The sequence below is a fragment of the Paenibacillus oralis genome, assembly GCF_003863965.1.
GTDB classification, from domain to species: domain Bacteria; phylum Bacillota; class Bacilli; order Paenibacillales; family Paenibacillaceae; genus Fontibacillus; species Fontibacillus oralis.
The window spans coordinates 605,870-622,920 of record NZ_RRCN01000001.1 but is presented as its reverse complement, the minus strand read 5'-3'; the positions used below and the strand labels follow the sequence as shown (position 1 = coordinate 622,920).

Below are 17,051 nucleotides of genomic sequence, written 5' to 3'. Positions count from 1 at the left end.
ATGTCGCCAAGAATCGGCCTTGACAGCACCGCCGTATTGATGGCCGCCGTAGAGGTGGCGAACGCCGAGGGAGCCGCTGCCGTCAGCATCTCATCGGTCGCCCGGAAGCTGGGGATACGCCCGCCTTCCTTGTACAATCACGTCAGCGGGCTGGAGGAGATCCGCGCCGGGCTGGCCAAGTATGCACTGGAGCGGCTGTACGACCACATCGCAGGCGCGGTCGGAGACCTCAGCGGCGAACACGCCATCCGCCGCTTTGCCGACGCCTACCTCGCTTTCGCGCACGAGCACCCCGGGCTGTACGAGGCCGTGCAAATGGCCCCGGGCCCGGAGGACCGCCAGCTGCAGGAAGCCGGCAGCCGGCTCGTCGAGCTGACGCTGCGTTATCTCAGCAGCTATCCGCTAACCGAGGAGCAGGCGCTCCACACCGTTCGCGGCCTCCGCAGTCTCATTCACGGCTTCGCTTCGCTGAAGCGGCAGGGAGGCTTCGGATTGCCGCTGGAGGTGCGGGACAGCCTGCATTTCAATCTCGATCTGTTGCTTGGGGGACTGAAGCGGCTGGAAGGCGAGAACGGCAGATAGTCCCGAATCTTCTTCGGGCCTCGCCTTAATGGTCGGTGTAGTTGGCCGGCCGTCCCCTTTTTGCCCCCGACCCTTAGACATCCTTCCGCCGTTCCATCCATTGACAACTTTCCGGGGGACGGTGATAATTTAGGCATAAACCAGTGGATTGGCTCCGGGAATAACTGGCCGTACAGGTTTCAGCCTGATTGGTGACTGGCGCTTGAGGCTTGTTTGAGGCCTGCTTGCGGCTTGCTTGCGGCTTGCGTAACATTCTAACGGATCGCAGCGCCGTTATTTCGGCGAAATCAGTACATTTTCTAGCCACAAATATTCTAACGGTTGCCACAAGCGCTATTTGCTCCAAAAACGCTGATTTCAAATTGTAACGGTTGCCATGGCGCTTATTTCACTGAAATCCGGCTATTTTTGCTTAGATTCAGGCAAATAACGGCGATCACAACCGTTAGAATTTGGAAAAGGTCTTTTTTCGGAAAATAGCCACTGTTACAACCGTTAGATTTCCGGGCAGCTTTTACGGGGAATCTTGAGCAAAAGTTAATGCAACGTTAGTGCTTTTTAGGGCAAATAAGCGCGTCCCAGGTCCGTTAGCGAAGGCCGTATAATAAAGGACACCACCCCGGTACATGCCAGTACCTCCCGAACACCGCGCCAGTGCTAAACCGGATTGAAAGCTGACGCGATTTTGGAGTTATCTGCCGGCGAGGAAGAGAGGAAATGAGGTGAACCATAATGGGAAAGAAAAAAGGGCAACGCCCCGCATCGGCGGCAGCGGCGTCCTCATCGGATAAACCGGCGACGTTGAAAGACTTGCTGGGCGGGGATACGATCGCCAAACTGAAAGCCCAGGCCGAGGAGCTGAAGAAAGAAGAGGAAGAGCGCAAGGCGCAGGCCCGCATTCAGGCCGAAGCAGCGCGCCGGGCCGAGCAAAAGCGGCTGGACAACGACTTCGAGCATTTGCTGAATACGAGCGAAATGGACTGGCACAAATTTAAATAATCAAGGTTTGGCAATATAGGGATTCATTTATAAGCGGATTTATAAACGCATTTATCAGGCATTTATAAGCGGGGGGTGACGGAGCGGGTGGATCATTTGTGGCTGTGGATCGTGTTTTTTCTGGTCATCGTAGGGCTCGGCATGTTCAACCAACAATTCAAATATTCGGCCAGGCTGCGGGAAAACTATGAGGAGCTGAGCGCCTTGGCCGAGCGCACCCGGAAAGGCCGCACGACCAAGGCGGACTTGAGGCGTTGGGATGCCGCGCTGAAGCGCCTCGAGAAACATCCGAGCGAATACAACAAGCTGGACCGGGAGATCCGCCTTCGGGAAGCCTATGTCCGCTATCTTGAACAGCATTATCCGGAGGATGAGCGGCTGCCGCAGCTGCGGGAAGCGGCCGGATTTCAAAAAGACTCGGTCTGGGGCATTAAATTCAAAGCCTGACTTGGCTTTGACAACCAAGCCAGGCCCGTGTTACCCTTAATTAGTCCAAAACTTTTGACATTTGGGTGATGCCCATGAACAATAAAATCAAGCAGTTCCGCAAGCGGCTGGGGTTAACCCAGCAGCAGCTGGCCGCCGCCTGCGGCGTCGCCAGACAGACGATCAACAGCGTCGAAAACGACCGGTACGATCCGACGCTGGAGCTTGCGTTCAAGCTTGCGTTTATTTTGCAGACGAAGGTGGATGAATTGTTTATTTATGAGTAAATTCAATAGCGACTATTTCATTACGATGGATGACATCGTTCGCGAAGGAGCGCCGATTTTGCGCGTCGTGACCGAGGCGGTCAGCATTCCCCCCACCGAGGAAGATCGCGGGGAAATGGCGGCGATGCTGCGCTTTCTCAAAAACAGCCAGGACCCGGAAACGGCGAAAAAATACAAGCTGCGCGCAGGCGTAGGCTTGTCGGCCAATCAGATCGGCCTGAACAAGCGGATGTTTGCCGCCCTGCTGACCGACGATCAAGGACAGGACAGGGAAATCGCCATGTTCAACCCGAAAATCATCAGCCATTCGACCGCGATGATTTACCTGCCGGAAAGCGAGGGCTGCCTGTCGGTGGACCGCCCGGTGCAGGGCTTTGTGCCGCGCTACGAGAAGGTCCAGGTCAAGGCGTACGACGAACAGGGGAACGAGGTCAAAATGCGGTTCAAAGGCTATGACGCGATCGTCATGCAGCACGAAATCGACCACCTGAACGGTATCATGTTTTACGATCATATCAATCAGGAGCACCCGTTCAAGCTGCCGAGCGGCGTGCAGATTTCCAGCTTGTATTAAAGGAATCAAGAACGGAGGAGTTCATTTTGTCAACGACATCGATTGCCGCCATGGTCGACCATACCCTGCTGAAGGCGGAAGCGGGACAAGCTGCCATTCTCAAGCTGGCTGAAGAAGCGAAGCAATACGGATTCGCCTCGGTTTGCGTTAATCCGGTTTGGGTGGAAACGGCAGCGGAGACGCTAAAAGGTTCACCGGTAAAGGTATGCACGGTCATCGGCTTTCCGCTCGGCGCGTCGGCGCCGGAAGTGAAAGCGTTCGAAGCGGCCCATGCGATCCGTCAGGGGGCCGGTGAGGTCGACATGGTCATCAATATCGGCGCTTTAAAAGACGGGAACGACGAGTTGGTCGCCCGCGATATCGCCGGCGTCGTAGAGGCCGCAAAAGGCAAGGCGCTGGTAAAGGTCATCATTGAGACCTCCCTGCTGACGGAAGAAGAAATCGTCCGCGCCTGCCGGCTTTCCGTCTCGGCCGGGGCCGACTTCGTCAAGACGTCCACCGGGTTTTCGACGGGCGGAGCCACGGTGGAAGCGGTGGCGCTCATGCGCAAAACGGTCGGACCGGACGTGGGCGTGAAAGCTTCCGGCGGCGTCCGCACGCTGGCCGACGCGGAGGCGATGATTCAGGCCGGAGCCACGCGCCTCGGCACGAGCGCAGGCGTGGCGATCGCCCAGGGCCAAAGCGGCGCGAGCGACTATTAAGCAAGGCGGCTGCTGACGAGAGTGTGCAGGGCAACAAACGATAATGCAGGGTGCTATTCCCAAGCGAACGCGGGAATTAGCGCCCTTTTTGCGTATGCACTCAGAAAATTATCAACTTTTCCTTCGCGGATTAAACTTTTTTGCAGCGCACATCGTTACAGGTACAGAAGATTACCTGCGGAGCGATCCGAACTTAACTCGCTGGAAAGAGGAAGGTTATGATTCAAATCGATCATTTATCAAAAAAATATCTGTGGAGCCGCTGGGCGCTTGACGACGTGTCGCTGACGCTGCGGGAAGGCATGGTCGGACTGCTCGGGCCGAACGGAGCCGGAAAGTCGACGTTGATGCGGATTTTGGCCGCGCTGACGGCCCCCACCTCCGGCAAGGCAACCGTGTTTGGCATACCGCTGACCCGCGCGGAAGAGATCCGCCGCATGATCGGATATTTGCCGCAGCAGTTTCAGGCCTATCCCGGACTGACCGGAACGGAATATCTCGATTACGTCGGGGCGTTGAAAGGGATCAAGGACAAGAAACGGAGGAATGCGGAAATCGATGTTTTGCTGGAGCAGGTGAACCTGCAGGATCAAGCCGGAAAAAGAGTGCGGACCTACTCCGGCGGCATGAAGCGCCGCCTCGGCATCGCCCAGGCGCTGCTCGGTTCGCCGCGGGTGCTGATCGTCGATGAACCCACGGCCGGGCTCGACCCGGAAGAACGCGTCCGTTTCCGCAATTTGCTGACCCGGTTCAGCCTCGGGCGGATCGTGCTGCTGTCGACCCACATCGTTGCCGATATCGAGCGCAACTGCCGGCAAATCGCCGTCCTGAACCAAGGCAAGGTTTGCTTGTCCGGCGTACTTGACGACCTGCAGGAGTGCGGGCGCGGCAAAGTGTGGGAGGCGCGTTTGTCCGAGCGGGAGTTCGCCCGGCTTGATCCGCTGTCCGTCGTTTCGACCCGGCCGGCGGCGGGCGGGCTGCTGTGCCGGATCATCGGCGAGGCGCCTCCGGCCGCGGCCGACGTTTCGCCGGTTCAGCCGTCGCTGGAAGACGGTTATTTGGCGCTGCTGCGGACGGGCCTGCCGGAAGGAGCGGCCGGGCGATGAGCCAATGGCGGATGTTGTTTAGGTTTGAGCTACGGATGATTTTCCGTAATCCGTGGTTTTTGACCATGCCGATGCTGTTCGCTTTGCTGCTGGTCTGGTTCGTCGGGCGGGTCTCGGTGCGGGAGGCTGATTTTTACCAGGAAGCCTACACGTATATGGCGCTTTTTCACACGATGACGTTAGGTCTCGTCATGCTGCTCGGCGTGCTCACGGTCCGCCGGGATATCCGGCGCCCTTCCTATGAATGGAGCTCGGCATTGCCGGTAACGTATGCGGCCAAAATTTCCGCGAAGTATGCCGCCGGCTTGCTCTATTTTTCGCTATTTACTTTACTGGCCGGGGCGGTTTACGCCTGGGCGTCCGCGCAAGTCGGCGCAGCTTCCGGGGTGACGCTGGAGTTTACGGGCTATTTCGCCGCCAGCTACGAAGTGTCTTATATCGTTACGCTGGCGCTGGGGATGCTGCTGGCGATTTGCATTCCGAACCGTGCCTGCTACTTGATCGCGTTTTGCGCCTGGATGTTCGGGACCTTTTTTATGGATATATTCCTGCTGGACCGGAATCATTGGTACGTGCTGCGCGCCTTCCATCTCAGTCAATTGGTGATGAACGGCGATTTGGGAATCGATACATGGGGCATACGTTTGATTGCCGATGAGCAGGCCGTCTCCCGCCGTTTTGTGCTGGCTTTTGCGTTGCTGCTGCTTGCGGCCGGAACGGTGATCCTCAACCGGCTGCGGCCGACCGGACGCCGGGCGTATTCCTGGACTGCGGCCGGTATCGCGCTGCTGCTGGCGGCGGGCGCGTTTGTTCCCTACGGATCGATCTGGCAGGAACGGTATGCCGAGTACGAGGCGAAGCTGCTCGACCCTACCATTCCAACGGATAATGAATTTCTTTTCGCCCAAGCTTCCTCCGCTGCCAAGAGTGCCGGGTTTTTGGCAATTACCGATTATGACATTGACCTGAAAAGAACCGCTGACGACCGCCTTCATGTCAACGTCCGGCTGCAAATCCCCGCTGAGCGGCTGCAAGGAAGCCGGGAACTGGCCTTTACATTAAACCGGACTTTCCGCGTTCAGGACGTCCAGGTGGCCGGGGCTGCCGCAACGTTTACGCAGCAAGGGGAGCGGCTGACCGTTAAGCCTGCGGAACCCGTAACCGGGGGACTGCTTCCAGTGGAGATGAAATATAGCGGAGCGATGATAGACTATATGCCCCGGAACCAGGCCCAGGGAGCCTACAATGCTTTTGTCCAAGGAAAAAACGTTGATTTGCCGTGGTATATGGCCTGGTATCCGCTGCCCGGAGACTATCCGGTGTACCTTAAGCTTAAGAAGGGCAAGGCATTTACGCTGCGGCTGGCGGAAGAATTCAGGCTGACGGAGGAATATAGAGAACGCGGATTTTCGCCGATTCATTTCCGCCTGAACGTTTCCGGTTTTGAAACCCCGCTGTTTTCCAACCTGACGGAATCCGCGCGCCGCCGGGACGGGCAAATGTTTGAAAGCGACGTTTTGACCGGCGTCCGCTTAGTCGGTGGGGAATTTGCCGAGCTGGAGCATTCCGGGCTGCCGGTTCGCTTGGTCACGACGCCTTATTCCGTTCGCAGAGCGGAGAAGATGTTCGCTGACCTTAACGAGATGTACCGATATTTTACTTCCTGGATCCCCGATTTCCGGCCCAAGCTGGAACAAGTGCTGGTGCTGCCCATGTACATTCCCTATAACCGTATGAACTTGGAAGACCGGACCTTGCTGATGAACTGGTTGAGCAGGGACCGGGAAGAAGATTCCGAAACGGACGCCGAAATGTTGATGTATCGGATGCTCCTGGGAACGGATGACGGCAAATTTGAGATTACGGATTCGTCCAAGGATGTGCGTCCGCAGATTCGCGCCTTGATGTGGTATGTGTATTGCCTTGAGCAAACGGATTATACGGAAGAGGATATGAAGAAAGGATCCCAGAGCAAAATCCTGTCCGATCTTTTTCAGAATCGCGTGGGACTGCAGATGGTGCGGGAGGTGGAAACCGCCCTGGATGAAGGCAAATCTAATCAGGTCAAGGAAATGCTGAACTATTTTTATAGCCTGGGTTTGGAAATCCCGGGCACGGAATTTGACGCGGACAAGGGCGGTATTACTTATGGGGAATGGCTGCGGGAATGGAAAAAGGTGATGCAGATGAAGGGGGAGGGATGATATGATTTCGGACCAGCTGCTGGTGCAGCGGATGGCGGCGGGGGACCGGGAAGCGTTCGAGCTGCTGGTCATGAGGTATCACGGTCCGCTGCTCAGTTACGTGACCAACCGGCTCAAGGACCGAAGCAAGGCGGAGGACATCGTCCAGGAGACTTTTATCCGGCTGATCCGCCACCTGAAAAGGCAAGGAGAGATGGAACATCTCCGTCCCTGGCTGTATACGGTGGCGCTGAATTTGTGCCGGGATTACTGGCGGAGTGCCGCCTACCGTTCGGAGTACGCCGGTACGGACGAACTCCCGGACGATTTGGATCCTTCGCCGCAGGCGGAAGAACTGGTCGAACGGCAGGAGACGGCCCAGCAGCTTGCCGAATCCTTGGCCTGGCTGCCGCAGGTGCAGCAGGAGGTCGTGCGCATGCGTTTTTTTCACGAACTGAAACTGCATGAAATCGCCGAAATGCTGGAAATGCCGCTAAGTTCGGTGAAATCGAACCTATACAGTGCGTTGCGGAAGCTGAAACGCGTGCTAAGCAGGCCGAAGGGCTCTTCCTCCGCCGGGCCCGGCGAGCAAATGGATACAATTAAGGAAAGCGAGGTGCCGATTCATGGAACACTCCATTGATAAAGAACTGGAACGCTTGGAGCAGGAACTGCGCGAACCGCTGCGGCAGGCTGTGCAGAATGCTCCGACGCCGTCGGAAACGGCGGCGCTGATCGCGGCCTTACAGCCGGAATTTGCCGAACTTCAGGCGCAAAACGCCGCAAAAACGCTCGATTTCAACCCGCACGTCGAAGCGCCTTCGCTGCGCAGATTGCTGCTTAGCCAATTCCGCCTCAACCGCAAAGCGCTCGTTTTGGCCGGCGCGGCCGTATTTTTGATGCTGATTTTGCTGGTTGATCCCAAGCGCCCATTCGCCAATTATTTACTGGGTGAAAATATGCCAAGTTTATTCCCGATGATTACGCCCCTGATGTTGATCGCCTCTATGCTGTACAGCTACCGCTCCTGGGACCCGGGCATGCGCGCGGTCGAGAGCATTACGCCTTATCCGCCGGCCCTTGTCGTCTACAGCCGGATGCTTATGGTAATCGCTCTGGTGCTCGGCTGGGCGCTGATCAGCTCCGTCGTCGTGGGCATCCGCGTGGAGGCGGCTGGTGAGGCAGGGATGCCCTTTGTGCCGTTTTTGCTGCAATGGCTGGGCATTTCGCTGCTGACCGGCGGGACGGCGATGTACGCGCTGTTCCGTTACGGCATGAAACTGGCGCTGTTTTCCGCTTCTGCGATTTACGTGCTTTGGTTCATGCTGGAGATCCAGGCCCAGGCGGGAGGCTGGGCCGCCGGTACGCGGACGGCGCTCGACGCGTTGCTGCTGCTCATCGGGGCGCTGCTGTTGTTCCGCTCGTATTACCGCAGCCGAAGCCTGAAAATAGGCGGAGTGAAGGACGGAGATTACACATGATTACCGTTGAAAATATCGCTGAGCCGTTGGACGGCTTCTCCCTGCACATCGATGCCTTGCGGCTGTATCCGGGCCTAACGCTGCTGGTTGGCGCCAACGGGGCGGGCAAAACGACGCTGCTGGAGCTGCTGGCGTCCGTCAGGATGCCGCGCAGGGGGAGAATTTTGTACCAGCAGCGCTCCGCGCTTGACGACTTGCCGCTGGTGCGCAGTCAAATCGGTTATGTACCCGCGGAAATCGAATTGTACGAAGAAATGACGCCGTTCAAGCTGCTGGCTTATTTGTCCGAACTGAAAGGCGTGACCGGCCTGGACCGGGCGAAAGAGCTGCTTGGCGATTTTAATCTGGAATTCTGCCGGAACACCAAGATCAGACGGTTATCGCTGGGGGTTCAGCGGCGAATTGCCCTTGCCCAATCCCTCTTGGCGGCCCCGAGTTTCCTCTTCCTTGACGAGCCGTTAAACGCGCTGGATTCCGCGGAGCGCAAGCTGGCGATCAACTATTTAAACCGGTACGCCGAAGGGCGGACCGTCATCGCGGCGGTGCACGAAATGAATGAATGGGCGGCCGTGGCCGATTACGTGCTTTGGCTCGATCGGGGCGAGGTTCATTTTTACGACAGGAAATCGTTATGGACGGAAGACCTGCCTTACCCGATCTGGGAAGGGGTCATTCCCCGCGAACGGTTAGGCGAGCTGCCGCCCGAGCGCCTGATCGATATTCGGGAGGTCCGGGAGGGGGTATACGTCAAAATGGTCGCGGAATCTTCCCCGTTTCCCGGCCTCGCCGAAGGGGAACCGCTGCTGGAGGATGCCTATTTCGTGCGGAAATTCAAGGGACGCAAATAAAATATATAATTCGGATAAAAATAATCGGATTTCCTATTTTCAAACGGCATGAGATGTGAGAGAATATGAAAAAACATCGTCATCTCATCATTATCGAGCGATTTGAAGGAGGAATTGTCCATGTCTGAAGAGCGTCAATACGCCCCCGAAACTCTGGCGATCCATGCCGGGCAGGAAATCGATCCGACTACGTATTCCCGGGCGGTGCCGTTGTATCAAACGACTTCCTACGGTTTTCGCGACACCGAGCACGCCGCCAATTTGTTCGGCTTGCAAGAATTCGGAAACATCTACACCCGCATTATGAATCCGACGACCGATGTGTTCGAGAAAAGGGTGGCGGCGCTCGAAGGAGGTGCCGGTGCGCTGGCGACGGCTTCCGGTCAGGCGGCGATCACATTCTCCATTTTGAATATCGCCGGCGCCGGGGATGAGATCGTGTCATCGACTACGCTGTACGGCGGCACCTACAATTTGTTCTCGACGACGCTGCCGAAGCTTGGCATCAAGGTCAAGTTCGTCGATTCCTCGAATCCCGACAATTTCCGCGCGGCCATCACGGACAAGACGAAAGCGCTTTATGCCGAAACGCTCGGCAACCCGAAAGGCGATGTGCTCGATATCGAGGCGGTGGCGGCGATCGCCCATGAGCACGGGATTCCGCTGATCGTCGACAATACGTTCCCAAGCCCTTATCTGCTGCGCCCGATCGATTTTGGCGCGGACGTTGTCGTACATTCGGCCACGAAGTTCATCGGCGGGCACGGCACGTCCATCGGCGGGATCATCGTCGACAGCGGCAACTTCGACTGGTCGGCGAGCGGCAAATTCCCGGGACTGACGGAGCCGGACCCAAGCTATCACGGCATCGTCTACACGGAGGCCGTCGGCCCGCTGGCGTACATCATCAAAGCACGCGTTCAATTGCAGCGCGACCTCGGCGCTCCGCTGTCGCCGTTTAACGCCTGGCTGCTGCTGCAGGGGCTGGAGACGCTGCATTTGCGTGTTGAACGCCACAGCCAAAACGCGCTGAAGGTGGCGCAGTATTTGGAAGCCCACGACAAGGTGGAATGGGTCAGCTACGCCGGGCTGCCGAGCCACGAATCTTACCCGTTGGCGCAAAAATATTTGCCGAAAGGACAGGGGGCGATCCTCACCTTCGGCATTAAGGGCGGCGTAGAAGCCGGGCGCAAGCTGATCGAAAACGTGAAGCTGTTCTCGCACCTGGCCAATGTCGGGGATTCGAAATCGCTGATCATCCATCCGGCCAGCACGACGCACCAGCAGCTTTCGGAAGAGGAACAACTGGCTGCCGGCGTCAATCCGGAACTGGTCCGCCTGTCCGTCGGCACCGAGTCGATCGATGACATCCTGTACGACCTGGAGCAGGCGATTGCCGCCAGCCAGGGATGATCGGACATTTTTATCAATAAAGCGAAAAGCCGCTGTTTCGGGATCGGGTTCACCTCCGGCCGGGCAGCGGTTTTTTGACATTATTTATAAAATTTCGGGTATGGTAGAGGGCGGAACGCAGGTAGAGAGGGGAGGAGAAGAGGAATCAGGGGGCTAAGGGACACCAGAGCCGTTATTTGAGGAAAAACGGAGGTTTGCAAAATGTAACGGACACAGATGTCCTTATTTACCTCAAATCGGCCTGGATGAACGGGTTTAGAGCGAAATAGGGGCGCCTGTGTCCGTTAGCCTGGGAAATACCCGGGAAATGGGCGGATAAGGTCGCTGGTGTCCGTTAGAGCAGCGTCCAAAGTAGAAGTTAGAGCCACATCCTTATTATGAAACAATTGGCAGCGCAGCCGCGTTTAAAATGTAGACAGCTTAGAGTTCATCGAATCCTTGAGGTTGATTGCACATGTTTTGAGGAGGTTGTTTTTTTGAAAAAGATGAAATGGCTGCTCCCGGCCGCGGCTGCCGCCGGACTGCTGCTAGTGAGCTGCTCGCCGGCAAACCGTCCGGTTAACGGGGGAGAAAACGCTGCGCGGGACGCGTCCCGGCAGGTGCCAGGGAATGCGTCGTTGCCGGCTAGTCAGGGAGAGGCAGCACCCGTAAAAGTAGCTGAGCAAGGTGGAGCGCAGGAAACGATGTCGGCACAGAGCGTTAAGCTGGCAAAAGGAGAATTTAGCACAAGCCGGAATGCGAAGGGAGAACTTGTCGCGGTTCCGGCCGGCCTGACGGATTACAGCATCGACTACGGGGCGGTGGTTGAGCTGGAGGGGCAAACGTTGGTTTTGGCCAGTGTGTTTTATGGGGACGATGATGCGATCAAAGTTCTGCTGTCCCATAAAACGGGCGAAGACCAGGTGAAGACCGTCTGGAGCGAGGGGATCACGGACACGAACAACCGTTGGTATAACTCATTTAGCGGACAACTGCTCGTCAAAGTGGATGAGGAACGGGTGCTGTTTTTGGAGCCGGAAATCATAGGTCAAGGCGGAAAGTATCATCTTTCCGAGTATAGTGTGCGGACGGGGGGAATTACGCGGATCAGGGAAGATTTCTGGCCGCTGGCGGAAGATTATGACAATATTTATCAATACCATTGGGACGGCGAGCGGAAGAAATTGTTTTTGCAGAGCTACTTGGGTTTGGTGAGAGTGTTTGATTTGCAGGGCGGGAAAGATGATACTCCGGACCGGTTGTTTCGGGTTATTCCGCACTCGACAAGCGGGGCTCCGTCCCTGTTCCTGTCGCCTGATTTTGAACGGTTTGCCCACGACGATGAGAGCGGAAAGGTGACTTTCTATGACATAAAAGGTAATGCGCTCGGGAAAATCAGGTTGTCCGAGGACAAGTATGTTCCCTCCGAAAAAATCAAGTGGAATCCGTCCGGTTCAATCGCTTGGATGGAGTCCTCGCCCGGGGAACACAACCGGATCAAAGACATCGATATCGATTATCTAAGCATTGCCCCGCAGCGCATTGATTTCTACGACAGAGACGGGGGCGTTTTGGGATCGGTTAAGGCCGATGCGGGTGACGATCGCGCGCTCGATATCGCCGGCTGGCTTGATGACTCTACCGCGCTCGTCAAGTCCTACCGGTTCGAGCCGTACGGCGGAGATTCTTACGGTATTGAAGAGAAGGAACCGGCCTACTTCTACTACGATGTTCACAAGAAAGAAAAACGGCCCGCGAGCGAGGCGGATCTGCCGGAAATGCTCCCGGCAAAAGCGCGCACGTCATGGTCACGGATGGCAGAACCGCACACTTCAGAACCGCAAACCGGGGTCGTTGTAGAACGGAAAGAAATCGTGTTTCCTAAAGAGTAATAGCCCGATTACGTACTTTGAGCTTTCCGTCACAGTGCAGGTTTCCGACAGGTAAAACGTCCCTCGGAAATCTAACGGTTGCAGCAGCCGCTATTTTACGAAAAAAGCCCTTTTCTAAATTCTAACGGTTGCGAGCGCCATTATTTGAGTGAATCTGGGCCCCAATAGCCAGTTTTTAGCGAAATAAAATAAGCGCTATGGCATCCGTTAGCGTTTGAAATCGGCGTTGTTGGAGCAAATAGCGGTTGTGACATCCGTTAGAATGGGGGTGCCGGTTAACAAGCAGGGGCGAGCTTATGCCTGGTGCGGAGGCAGACCGGCCCCGGCTTGTTCCTTGCTCCGTTATTCCAATGTAAAATCACCCGTTGCTGTGGTTGCTTTAGCGCATTATTTGCCGCTCCCCGCTTTTCCCACGATTCCCCGCTCTCCCGCTCCGTCTGGCTGCTGAAATCCATGTCCGGATACCCACTCCAGTTCTCCGGTTACCGTTGTGAACTCCAGCGATAGCGGCTGATGTTCCTTCAAGACGATGCCGATGTCCCCGCAGGAAAATAGCATTTACATACTGCGAAATTAAGTTTAAAATGGAACTAAAGTTTCGTTAACCCAAAATTATTGTACCAATACAAAAATGATTATCGTTCTCAATTGCATGCTGCTCCGGGAGATCCCGGGGCAGCATGTGCCATTTTTAGGGGGTTAACAATAGTATTCATTCTCAATTAGCGACGCCATCCAACATGAAGGGGGAAATATTTATGAGTGCTGTTCACCAAACCTTGCCTGCCGCCGCGAAGCCATCGGCCAATTTGCCTGATCCGGGGAGACGGCGCCGTTCTTCACAGCTCCGTCTGCTGCGGCATCGGGAAATGCTGCTGGCTCTCGCCAGCGGAGTGCTGATGTGCGCCGCTTGGGGGCTTCATGGCTGGCTGCCTTTGTTGTCGGTCGTTCTTTATATAACCGCCTATATTGTCGGCGGGTACGTGAAAGCGCGGGAGGGGCTGGTCACCTTATTTAAAGACAGGGATCTGGACGTAAACTTGCTGATGATCGCGGCCGCGCTTGGAGCGGCATCCATCGGGTACTGGAATGAAGGCGCGATGCTGATCTTCATTTTCGCCTTAAGCGGCGCTCTGGAGTCGTTTGCCGGCGAGCAAAGCCGCAGGGATATCTCGGCGCTGGCCGCGATGAAACCGGAAACGGCCCTGCGGATCGAGGCGGACGGGATGAAGGAGGTGGCGGCCGAAACGCTGGTGATCGGGGATCTGGTCCTGGTAAAACCCGGAGAGGTGATTCCGGCGGACGGAATCGTGAGCAGCGGGGGTTCTTCCGTCAACCAATCCGCGATTACGGGGGAGTCGATGCCGGTGGACAAACGCACCGGCGACGGCGTATATGCCGGAACGATCAACGGTGAAGGGGCGCTGTACGTGGAGGTGACCAGCCCGGCGGAAGGAACGCTGTTTGCCAAAATCATCGCCCTCGTGGAGCAAGCCGAACGGGAGGTGCCGAAAACGGAGCGCTTCATCAAGCGGCTTGAAGGCGTTTATGCCAAGACGGTGCTCGCGGTCACCGCGGCGCTGGTTGCGCTGGCTCCGCTGATTTTGGATTGGAGCTGGGCGGCGGCTTTTTATAAAGCGATGGTGTTTCTCGTCGTGGCCTCGCCTTGCGCGGTCGTATCCTCCGTGATGCCGGCGATGCTGTCGGCGATGTCCAAAAGCGCGAGAAACGGCGTGCTGTTCAAAGGCGCCGCCTATATGGACCTGCTCAGCGGCGCGCGTGTCGTCGCTTTCGATAAGACCGGCACATTGACGGAGGGAACCCCGGCGGTTACCGAGCTGTTCGCAGCTGAAGGATATGACCGGATGCAGGTGCTGGCCGCTTGCGCGGCGGCGGAAAGCTTGTCCGAGCATCCGCTGGCCGAGGCGATCGTACGTAAAGCCGAGGAAGAGGGGCTGGACATCCGGAGCGCGGATGAACTGCAGTCGTTGCCCGGCTGGGGCATTGAGGCCAAGATCGGCGGCGAGGTGTGGAGGGTTGGCAAGGCGGATGAGGACGATCCGAATCTGCCGCCCGAGTTCGCCGAACGGATGCGGGCGTGGATCGCGGAAGGGCATACGGTTTCCGCGATTCAAGTAGGCGGGGACTACGCCGGGCTGATTGCGCTGCGGGACCGGATACGCCCTCAGGCCAAGGCGGCGATCGACCGCCTGCACCGGCTGGGGATCGCCACGGCGATGCTGACCGGTGATCGCGGCGGCACCGCCCGCGCGGTCGGCAGGGAAGCGGGCATCGATCTTGTGTACGGGGATCTGCTGCCCCAGGACAAGGTGGAGCATGTGAAGGCGCTGCGCAGCCGCTACGGCAGCGTCGTCATGGTCGGCGACGGCGTCAATGACGCGCCGGCGCTGGCCGCGGCGACGGTCGGGGTGGCCATGGGCGGCGGCGGAAGCGCCGCAGCGCTGGAGGTTGCGGACGTCGTGCTGATGAACGATAGTCTGGATCGGGTCGCCGATGCGATATCGCTTGCCCGCCGGGCCCGGAGAATCGTCAAGCAAAATCTTGTTTTTGCCGGGGCGGTGATCCTGCTGCTGATCGCGAGCAATTTTCTGCACGGCATCCCCCTGCCGCTTGGCGTCGTGGGACATGAGGGCAGCACGCTCCTCGTTATTTTGAACGGGCTGCGGCTGCTCCGATAGTTCTTCATCATTCCTTCATTTAAACTTCACGGAACCGTTCCGGTACGCTTGTTGACACCATGCTGTCGTTTTAACATAATTGAAGTAGATCATAGATTTTCCATCTTGATAGAAAAAACGGTCACTTTTAGGAGGATGCCATTATGTATAAATCGATTATTATCGGTACCGGTCCGGCCGGACTTACGGCGGCCATTTATTTGGCCCGCGCCAACTTGAACCCGCTGATCATCGAGGGACCGCAGCCGGGCGGACAGCTGACGACGACGACGGAAGTGGAAAATTTCCCGGGTTTTCCGGAAGGAATCATGGGTCCGGAATTGATGGACAACATGCGCAAGCAGGCGGAGCGTTTCGGCGCGGAATTCCGCACCGGCTGGGTCAACAGCGTTGATATGAGCAAACGTCCGTTCAAGCTGCAAGTGGAAGGGATCGGCGAACTCGTTACCGAAACGCTCGTTCTGTCGACCGGCGCGACGGCCAAATATTTGGGAATCCCCGGCGAGCAGGACAATGTCGGACGCGGCGTAAGCACCTGCGCGACTTGCGATGGATTTTTCTTCCGCGGCAAGGAAATCATCGTCATTGGCGGCGGCGACTCCGCACTGGAGGAAGCAGGCTTCCTGACCCGCTTCGCGGCGAAGGTAACGCTCGTCCATCGCCGCGATGAGCTGCGCGGTTCGAAGATCATGCAGGATCGCGCCCGCGCTAACGAGAAGATCGAAATGGCGCTGAACCGCACGCCGCTGGAAGTCATCGCCGGCGAAAACGGCGTAACCGGCCTGAAGGTGCGCAACAACGCGACCGGTGAAGAAGAAGTCCTTAACGCGAGCGGGGTGTTCGTGGCGATCGGCCATCAGCCGAACACGGCGTTCCTGGGCGGGCAAATCGACACGGATGCGAACGGTTATATCGTGGTTAAACCGGGCACATCGGAAACGAACGTACCGGGCGTATTCGCTTGCGGCGACGTTCAGGACAGCCGCTATCGTCAGGCGATCACCGCCGCAGGCAGCGGATGCATGGCCGCGATCGATTGCGAGAAATACATCGAAAACCTCGAGCATGAAACGGCCGCAGCGGCCGCAAAATAAAATAAAATAAAATAAAATCGGAAGAAACCAGTTCCTGATCGGAAGGGAGAAATCATCATGGCAAATGTGATTGTATACACCAGCACCAATTGCCCTCACTGCAAACAAGTGAAAAGCTTTCTGAGCGATAAAGGCGTCGCTTATGAAGAGCGCAACATCGAGCAAAACGACGATTACGCGCAGCAGGTTTGGGACATGGGCATGCGCGCCGTGCCGGTCACGGTGATCGGCGAGCACCGCATTCTGGGCATGAACAAAACCCAGTTCGATAAAGCGCTGGCGGAATTGGCGTAAGTTCAGCCGAAACCAAAAAGAGCACCGCCCTTAGAGCCTGAACGGCCAATAAGGACTGTGCTCTTTTTTTGCACCAACCAAAATCAATTCAACCATCCGGCGATAAGCTGAAAGATCAGATAACCTGCCACCCCGCAGCCGATGAGGGTAAATCCGGCTTTTTTCCGGCCCTGGAACAACCGCATAACTCCCAGGCTCGCCAAAGGGGCGATCAGCAGCAAGAAAAACATGACGGCAACAAACATTTCAACGGAAATATCGGAAGTATCCACGATGGTCATGAGTAAACGCATCTCCATATAAACAATTTATCATTTTTCTGCTATGATTTATGTCACACAATACTATGTTTCTTATTATACTTATATTTTTCAAAAATTGTAATGAGTGAAAGTAGCAAAATTGAGGCGATATTACGTCTTCTTGCGGAACCGCCTAAGGGACGAGGTTCGACAAAACTAGTAAACTTTTTTAACGGAAGCTATGGTACAAT

Annotated in this window: 18 protein-coding genes; 16 read left to right on the top strand and 2 right to left on the bottom strand. The window is 56.5% G+C overall.

Annotated elements, in window-relative coordinates; all coding sequences use genetic code 11:
- The 13 genes from EHV15_RS02975 (at position 1) to EHV15_RS02915 (ending at position 12,471) form a co-directional block, all read left to right on the top strand.
- Complete coding sequence (locus EHV15_RS02975; RefSeq protein ID WP_128629961.1) at positions 1-582, top strand: TetR/AcrR family transcriptional regulator; 582 nt, start codon at positions 1-3, stop codon at positions 580-582.
- Between the two features lie 732 nt (positions 583-1,314).
- The gene (locus EHV15_RS02970) at positions 1,315-1,581 is read left to right on the top strand and encodes a YqkE family protein (RefSeq protein WP_128629960.1); all 267 of its coding nucleotides are present in this window, start codon (positions 1,315-1,317) and stop codon (positions 1,579-1,581) included.
- A gap of 87 nt (positions 1,582-1,668) precedes the next feature.
- Entirely contained in the window at positions 1,669-2,028 is a 360-nt protein-coding gene (locus EHV15_RS02965) for a hypothetical protein (protein ID WP_128629959.1), read from the top strand.
- A gap of 74 nt (positions 2,029-2,102) precedes the next feature.
- Positions 2,103-2,294 (top strand): helix-turn-helix transcriptional regulator, encoded by a 192-nt coding sequence (locus EHV15_RS02960; RefSeq protein ID WP_128629958.1) that lies wholly within the window; start codon positions 2,103-2,105, stop codon positions 2,292-2,294.
- Positions 2,287-2,868: a peptide deformylase gene (gene def / locus EHV15_RS02955; protein WP_128629957.1), complete on the top strand. Its 582-nt coding sequence runs from the start codon at positions 2,287-2,289 to the stop codon at positions 2,866-2,868. Before EHV15_RS02960 ends, def begins: the two co-directional genes overlap by 8 nt.
- Before the next feature lie 50 nt (positions 2,869-2,918).
- On the top strand, positions 2,919-3,569 hold the full coding sequence (gene deoC, locus EHV15_RS02950; protein ID WP_218571266.1) for a deoxyribose-phosphate aldolase: 651 nt from the start codon (positions 2,919-2,921) through the stop codon (positions 3,567-3,569).
- 218 nt (positions 3,570-3,787) lie between these two features.
- Entirely contained in the window at positions 3,788-4,675 is an 888-nt protein-coding gene (locus EHV15_RS02945) for an ABC transporter ATP-binding protein (protein ID WP_128629955.1), read from the top strand.
- Positions 4,672-6,879: an ABC transporter permease/M1 family aminopeptidase gene (locus tag EHV15_RS02940; protein WP_128629954.1), complete on the top strand. Its 2,208-nt coding sequence runs from the start codon at positions 4,672-4,674 to the stop codon at positions 6,877-6,879. The genes EHV15_RS02945 and EHV15_RS02940 overlap by 4 nt, the downstream gene beginning before the upstream one ends.
- A 1-nt stretch (position 6,880) precedes the next feature.
- On the top strand, positions 6,881-7,501 hold the full coding sequence (locus EHV15_RS02935) for an RNA polymerase sigma factor (protein ID WP_128629953.1): 621 nt from the start codon (positions 6,881-6,883) through the stop codon (positions 7,499-7,501).
- Complete coding sequence (locus tag EHV15_RS02930) at positions 7,485-8,339, top strand: hypothetical protein (RefSeq protein ID WP_128629952.1); 855 nt, start codon at positions 7,485-7,487, stop codon at positions 8,337-8,339. The genes EHV15_RS02935 and EHV15_RS02930 overlap by 17 nt, the downstream gene beginning before the upstream one ends.
- Positions 8,336-9,187 carry an ATP-binding cassette domain-containing protein gene (locus EHV15_RS02925; protein WP_128629951.1) on the top strand — a complete coding sequence of 284 codons (852 nt, stop codon included), beginning with the start codon at positions 8,336-8,338 and terminating at the stop codon, positions 9,185-9,187. The genes EHV15_RS02930 and EHV15_RS02925 overlap by 4 nt, the downstream gene beginning before the upstream one ends.
- 120 nt (positions 9,188-9,307) lie before the next feature.
- Complete coding sequence (locus EHV15_RS02920) at positions 9,308-10,600, top strand: homocysteine synthase (protein ID WP_128629950.1); 1,293 nt, start codon at positions 9,308-9,310, stop codon at positions 10,598-10,600.
- A gap of 476 nt (positions 10,601-11,076) precedes the next feature.
- Entirely contained in the window at positions 11,077-12,471 is a 1,395-nt protein-coding gene (locus EHV15_RS02915) for a WD40 repeat domain-containing protein (RefSeq protein ID WP_128629949.1), read from the top strand.
- A 387-nt stretch (positions 12,472-12,858) separates the two neighbouring features.
- On the opposite strand, the gene EHV15_RS36295 is transcribed toward EHV15_RS02915, so the two are convergent.
- On the bottom strand, positions 12,859-13,029 hold the full coding sequence (locus tag EHV15_RS36295) for a hypothetical protein (protein ID WP_178075743.1): 171 nt from the start codon (positions 13,027-13,029) through the stop codon (positions 12,859-12,861).
- A 200-nt stretch (positions 13,030-13,229) separates the two neighbouring features.
- Between EHV15_RS36295 and EHV15_RS02910 the strand changes: the two genes are divergently transcribed.
- From EHV15_RS02910 to EHV15_RS02900, 3 genes are all read left to right on the top strand, one after another.
- Entirely contained in the window at positions 13,230-15,170 is a 1,941-nt protein-coding gene (locus EHV15_RS02910; RefSeq protein WP_128629948.1) for a heavy metal translocating P-type ATPase, read from the top strand.
- A gap of 143 nt (positions 15,171-15,313) precedes the next feature.
- A complete protein-coding gene (trxB, locus tag EHV15_RS02905; protein ID WP_128629947.1) occupies positions 15,314-16,264 on the top strand; it encodes a thioredoxin-disulfide reductase in 951 nt (316 codons plus the stop codon).
- Positions 16,265-16,321: 57 nt separating this feature from the next.
- Positions 16,322-16,558 carry a glutaredoxin family protein gene (locus EHV15_RS02900; RefSeq protein ID WP_128629946.1) on the top strand — a complete coding sequence of 79 codons (237 nt, stop codon included), beginning with the start codon at positions 16,322-16,324 and terminating at the stop codon, positions 16,556-16,558.
- 83 nt (positions 16,559-16,641) lie between these two features.
- Here EHV15_RS02900 and EHV15_RS02895 read toward each other — a convergent pair whose 3' ends face one another.
- Positions 16,642-16,839 carry a hypothetical protein gene (locus EHV15_RS02895; RefSeq protein WP_128629945.1) on the bottom strand — a complete coding sequence of 66 codons (198 nt, stop codon included), beginning with the start codon at positions 16,837-16,839 and terminating at the stop codon, positions 16,642-16,644.
- Positions 16,840-17,051 lie beyond the last annotated feature (212 nt).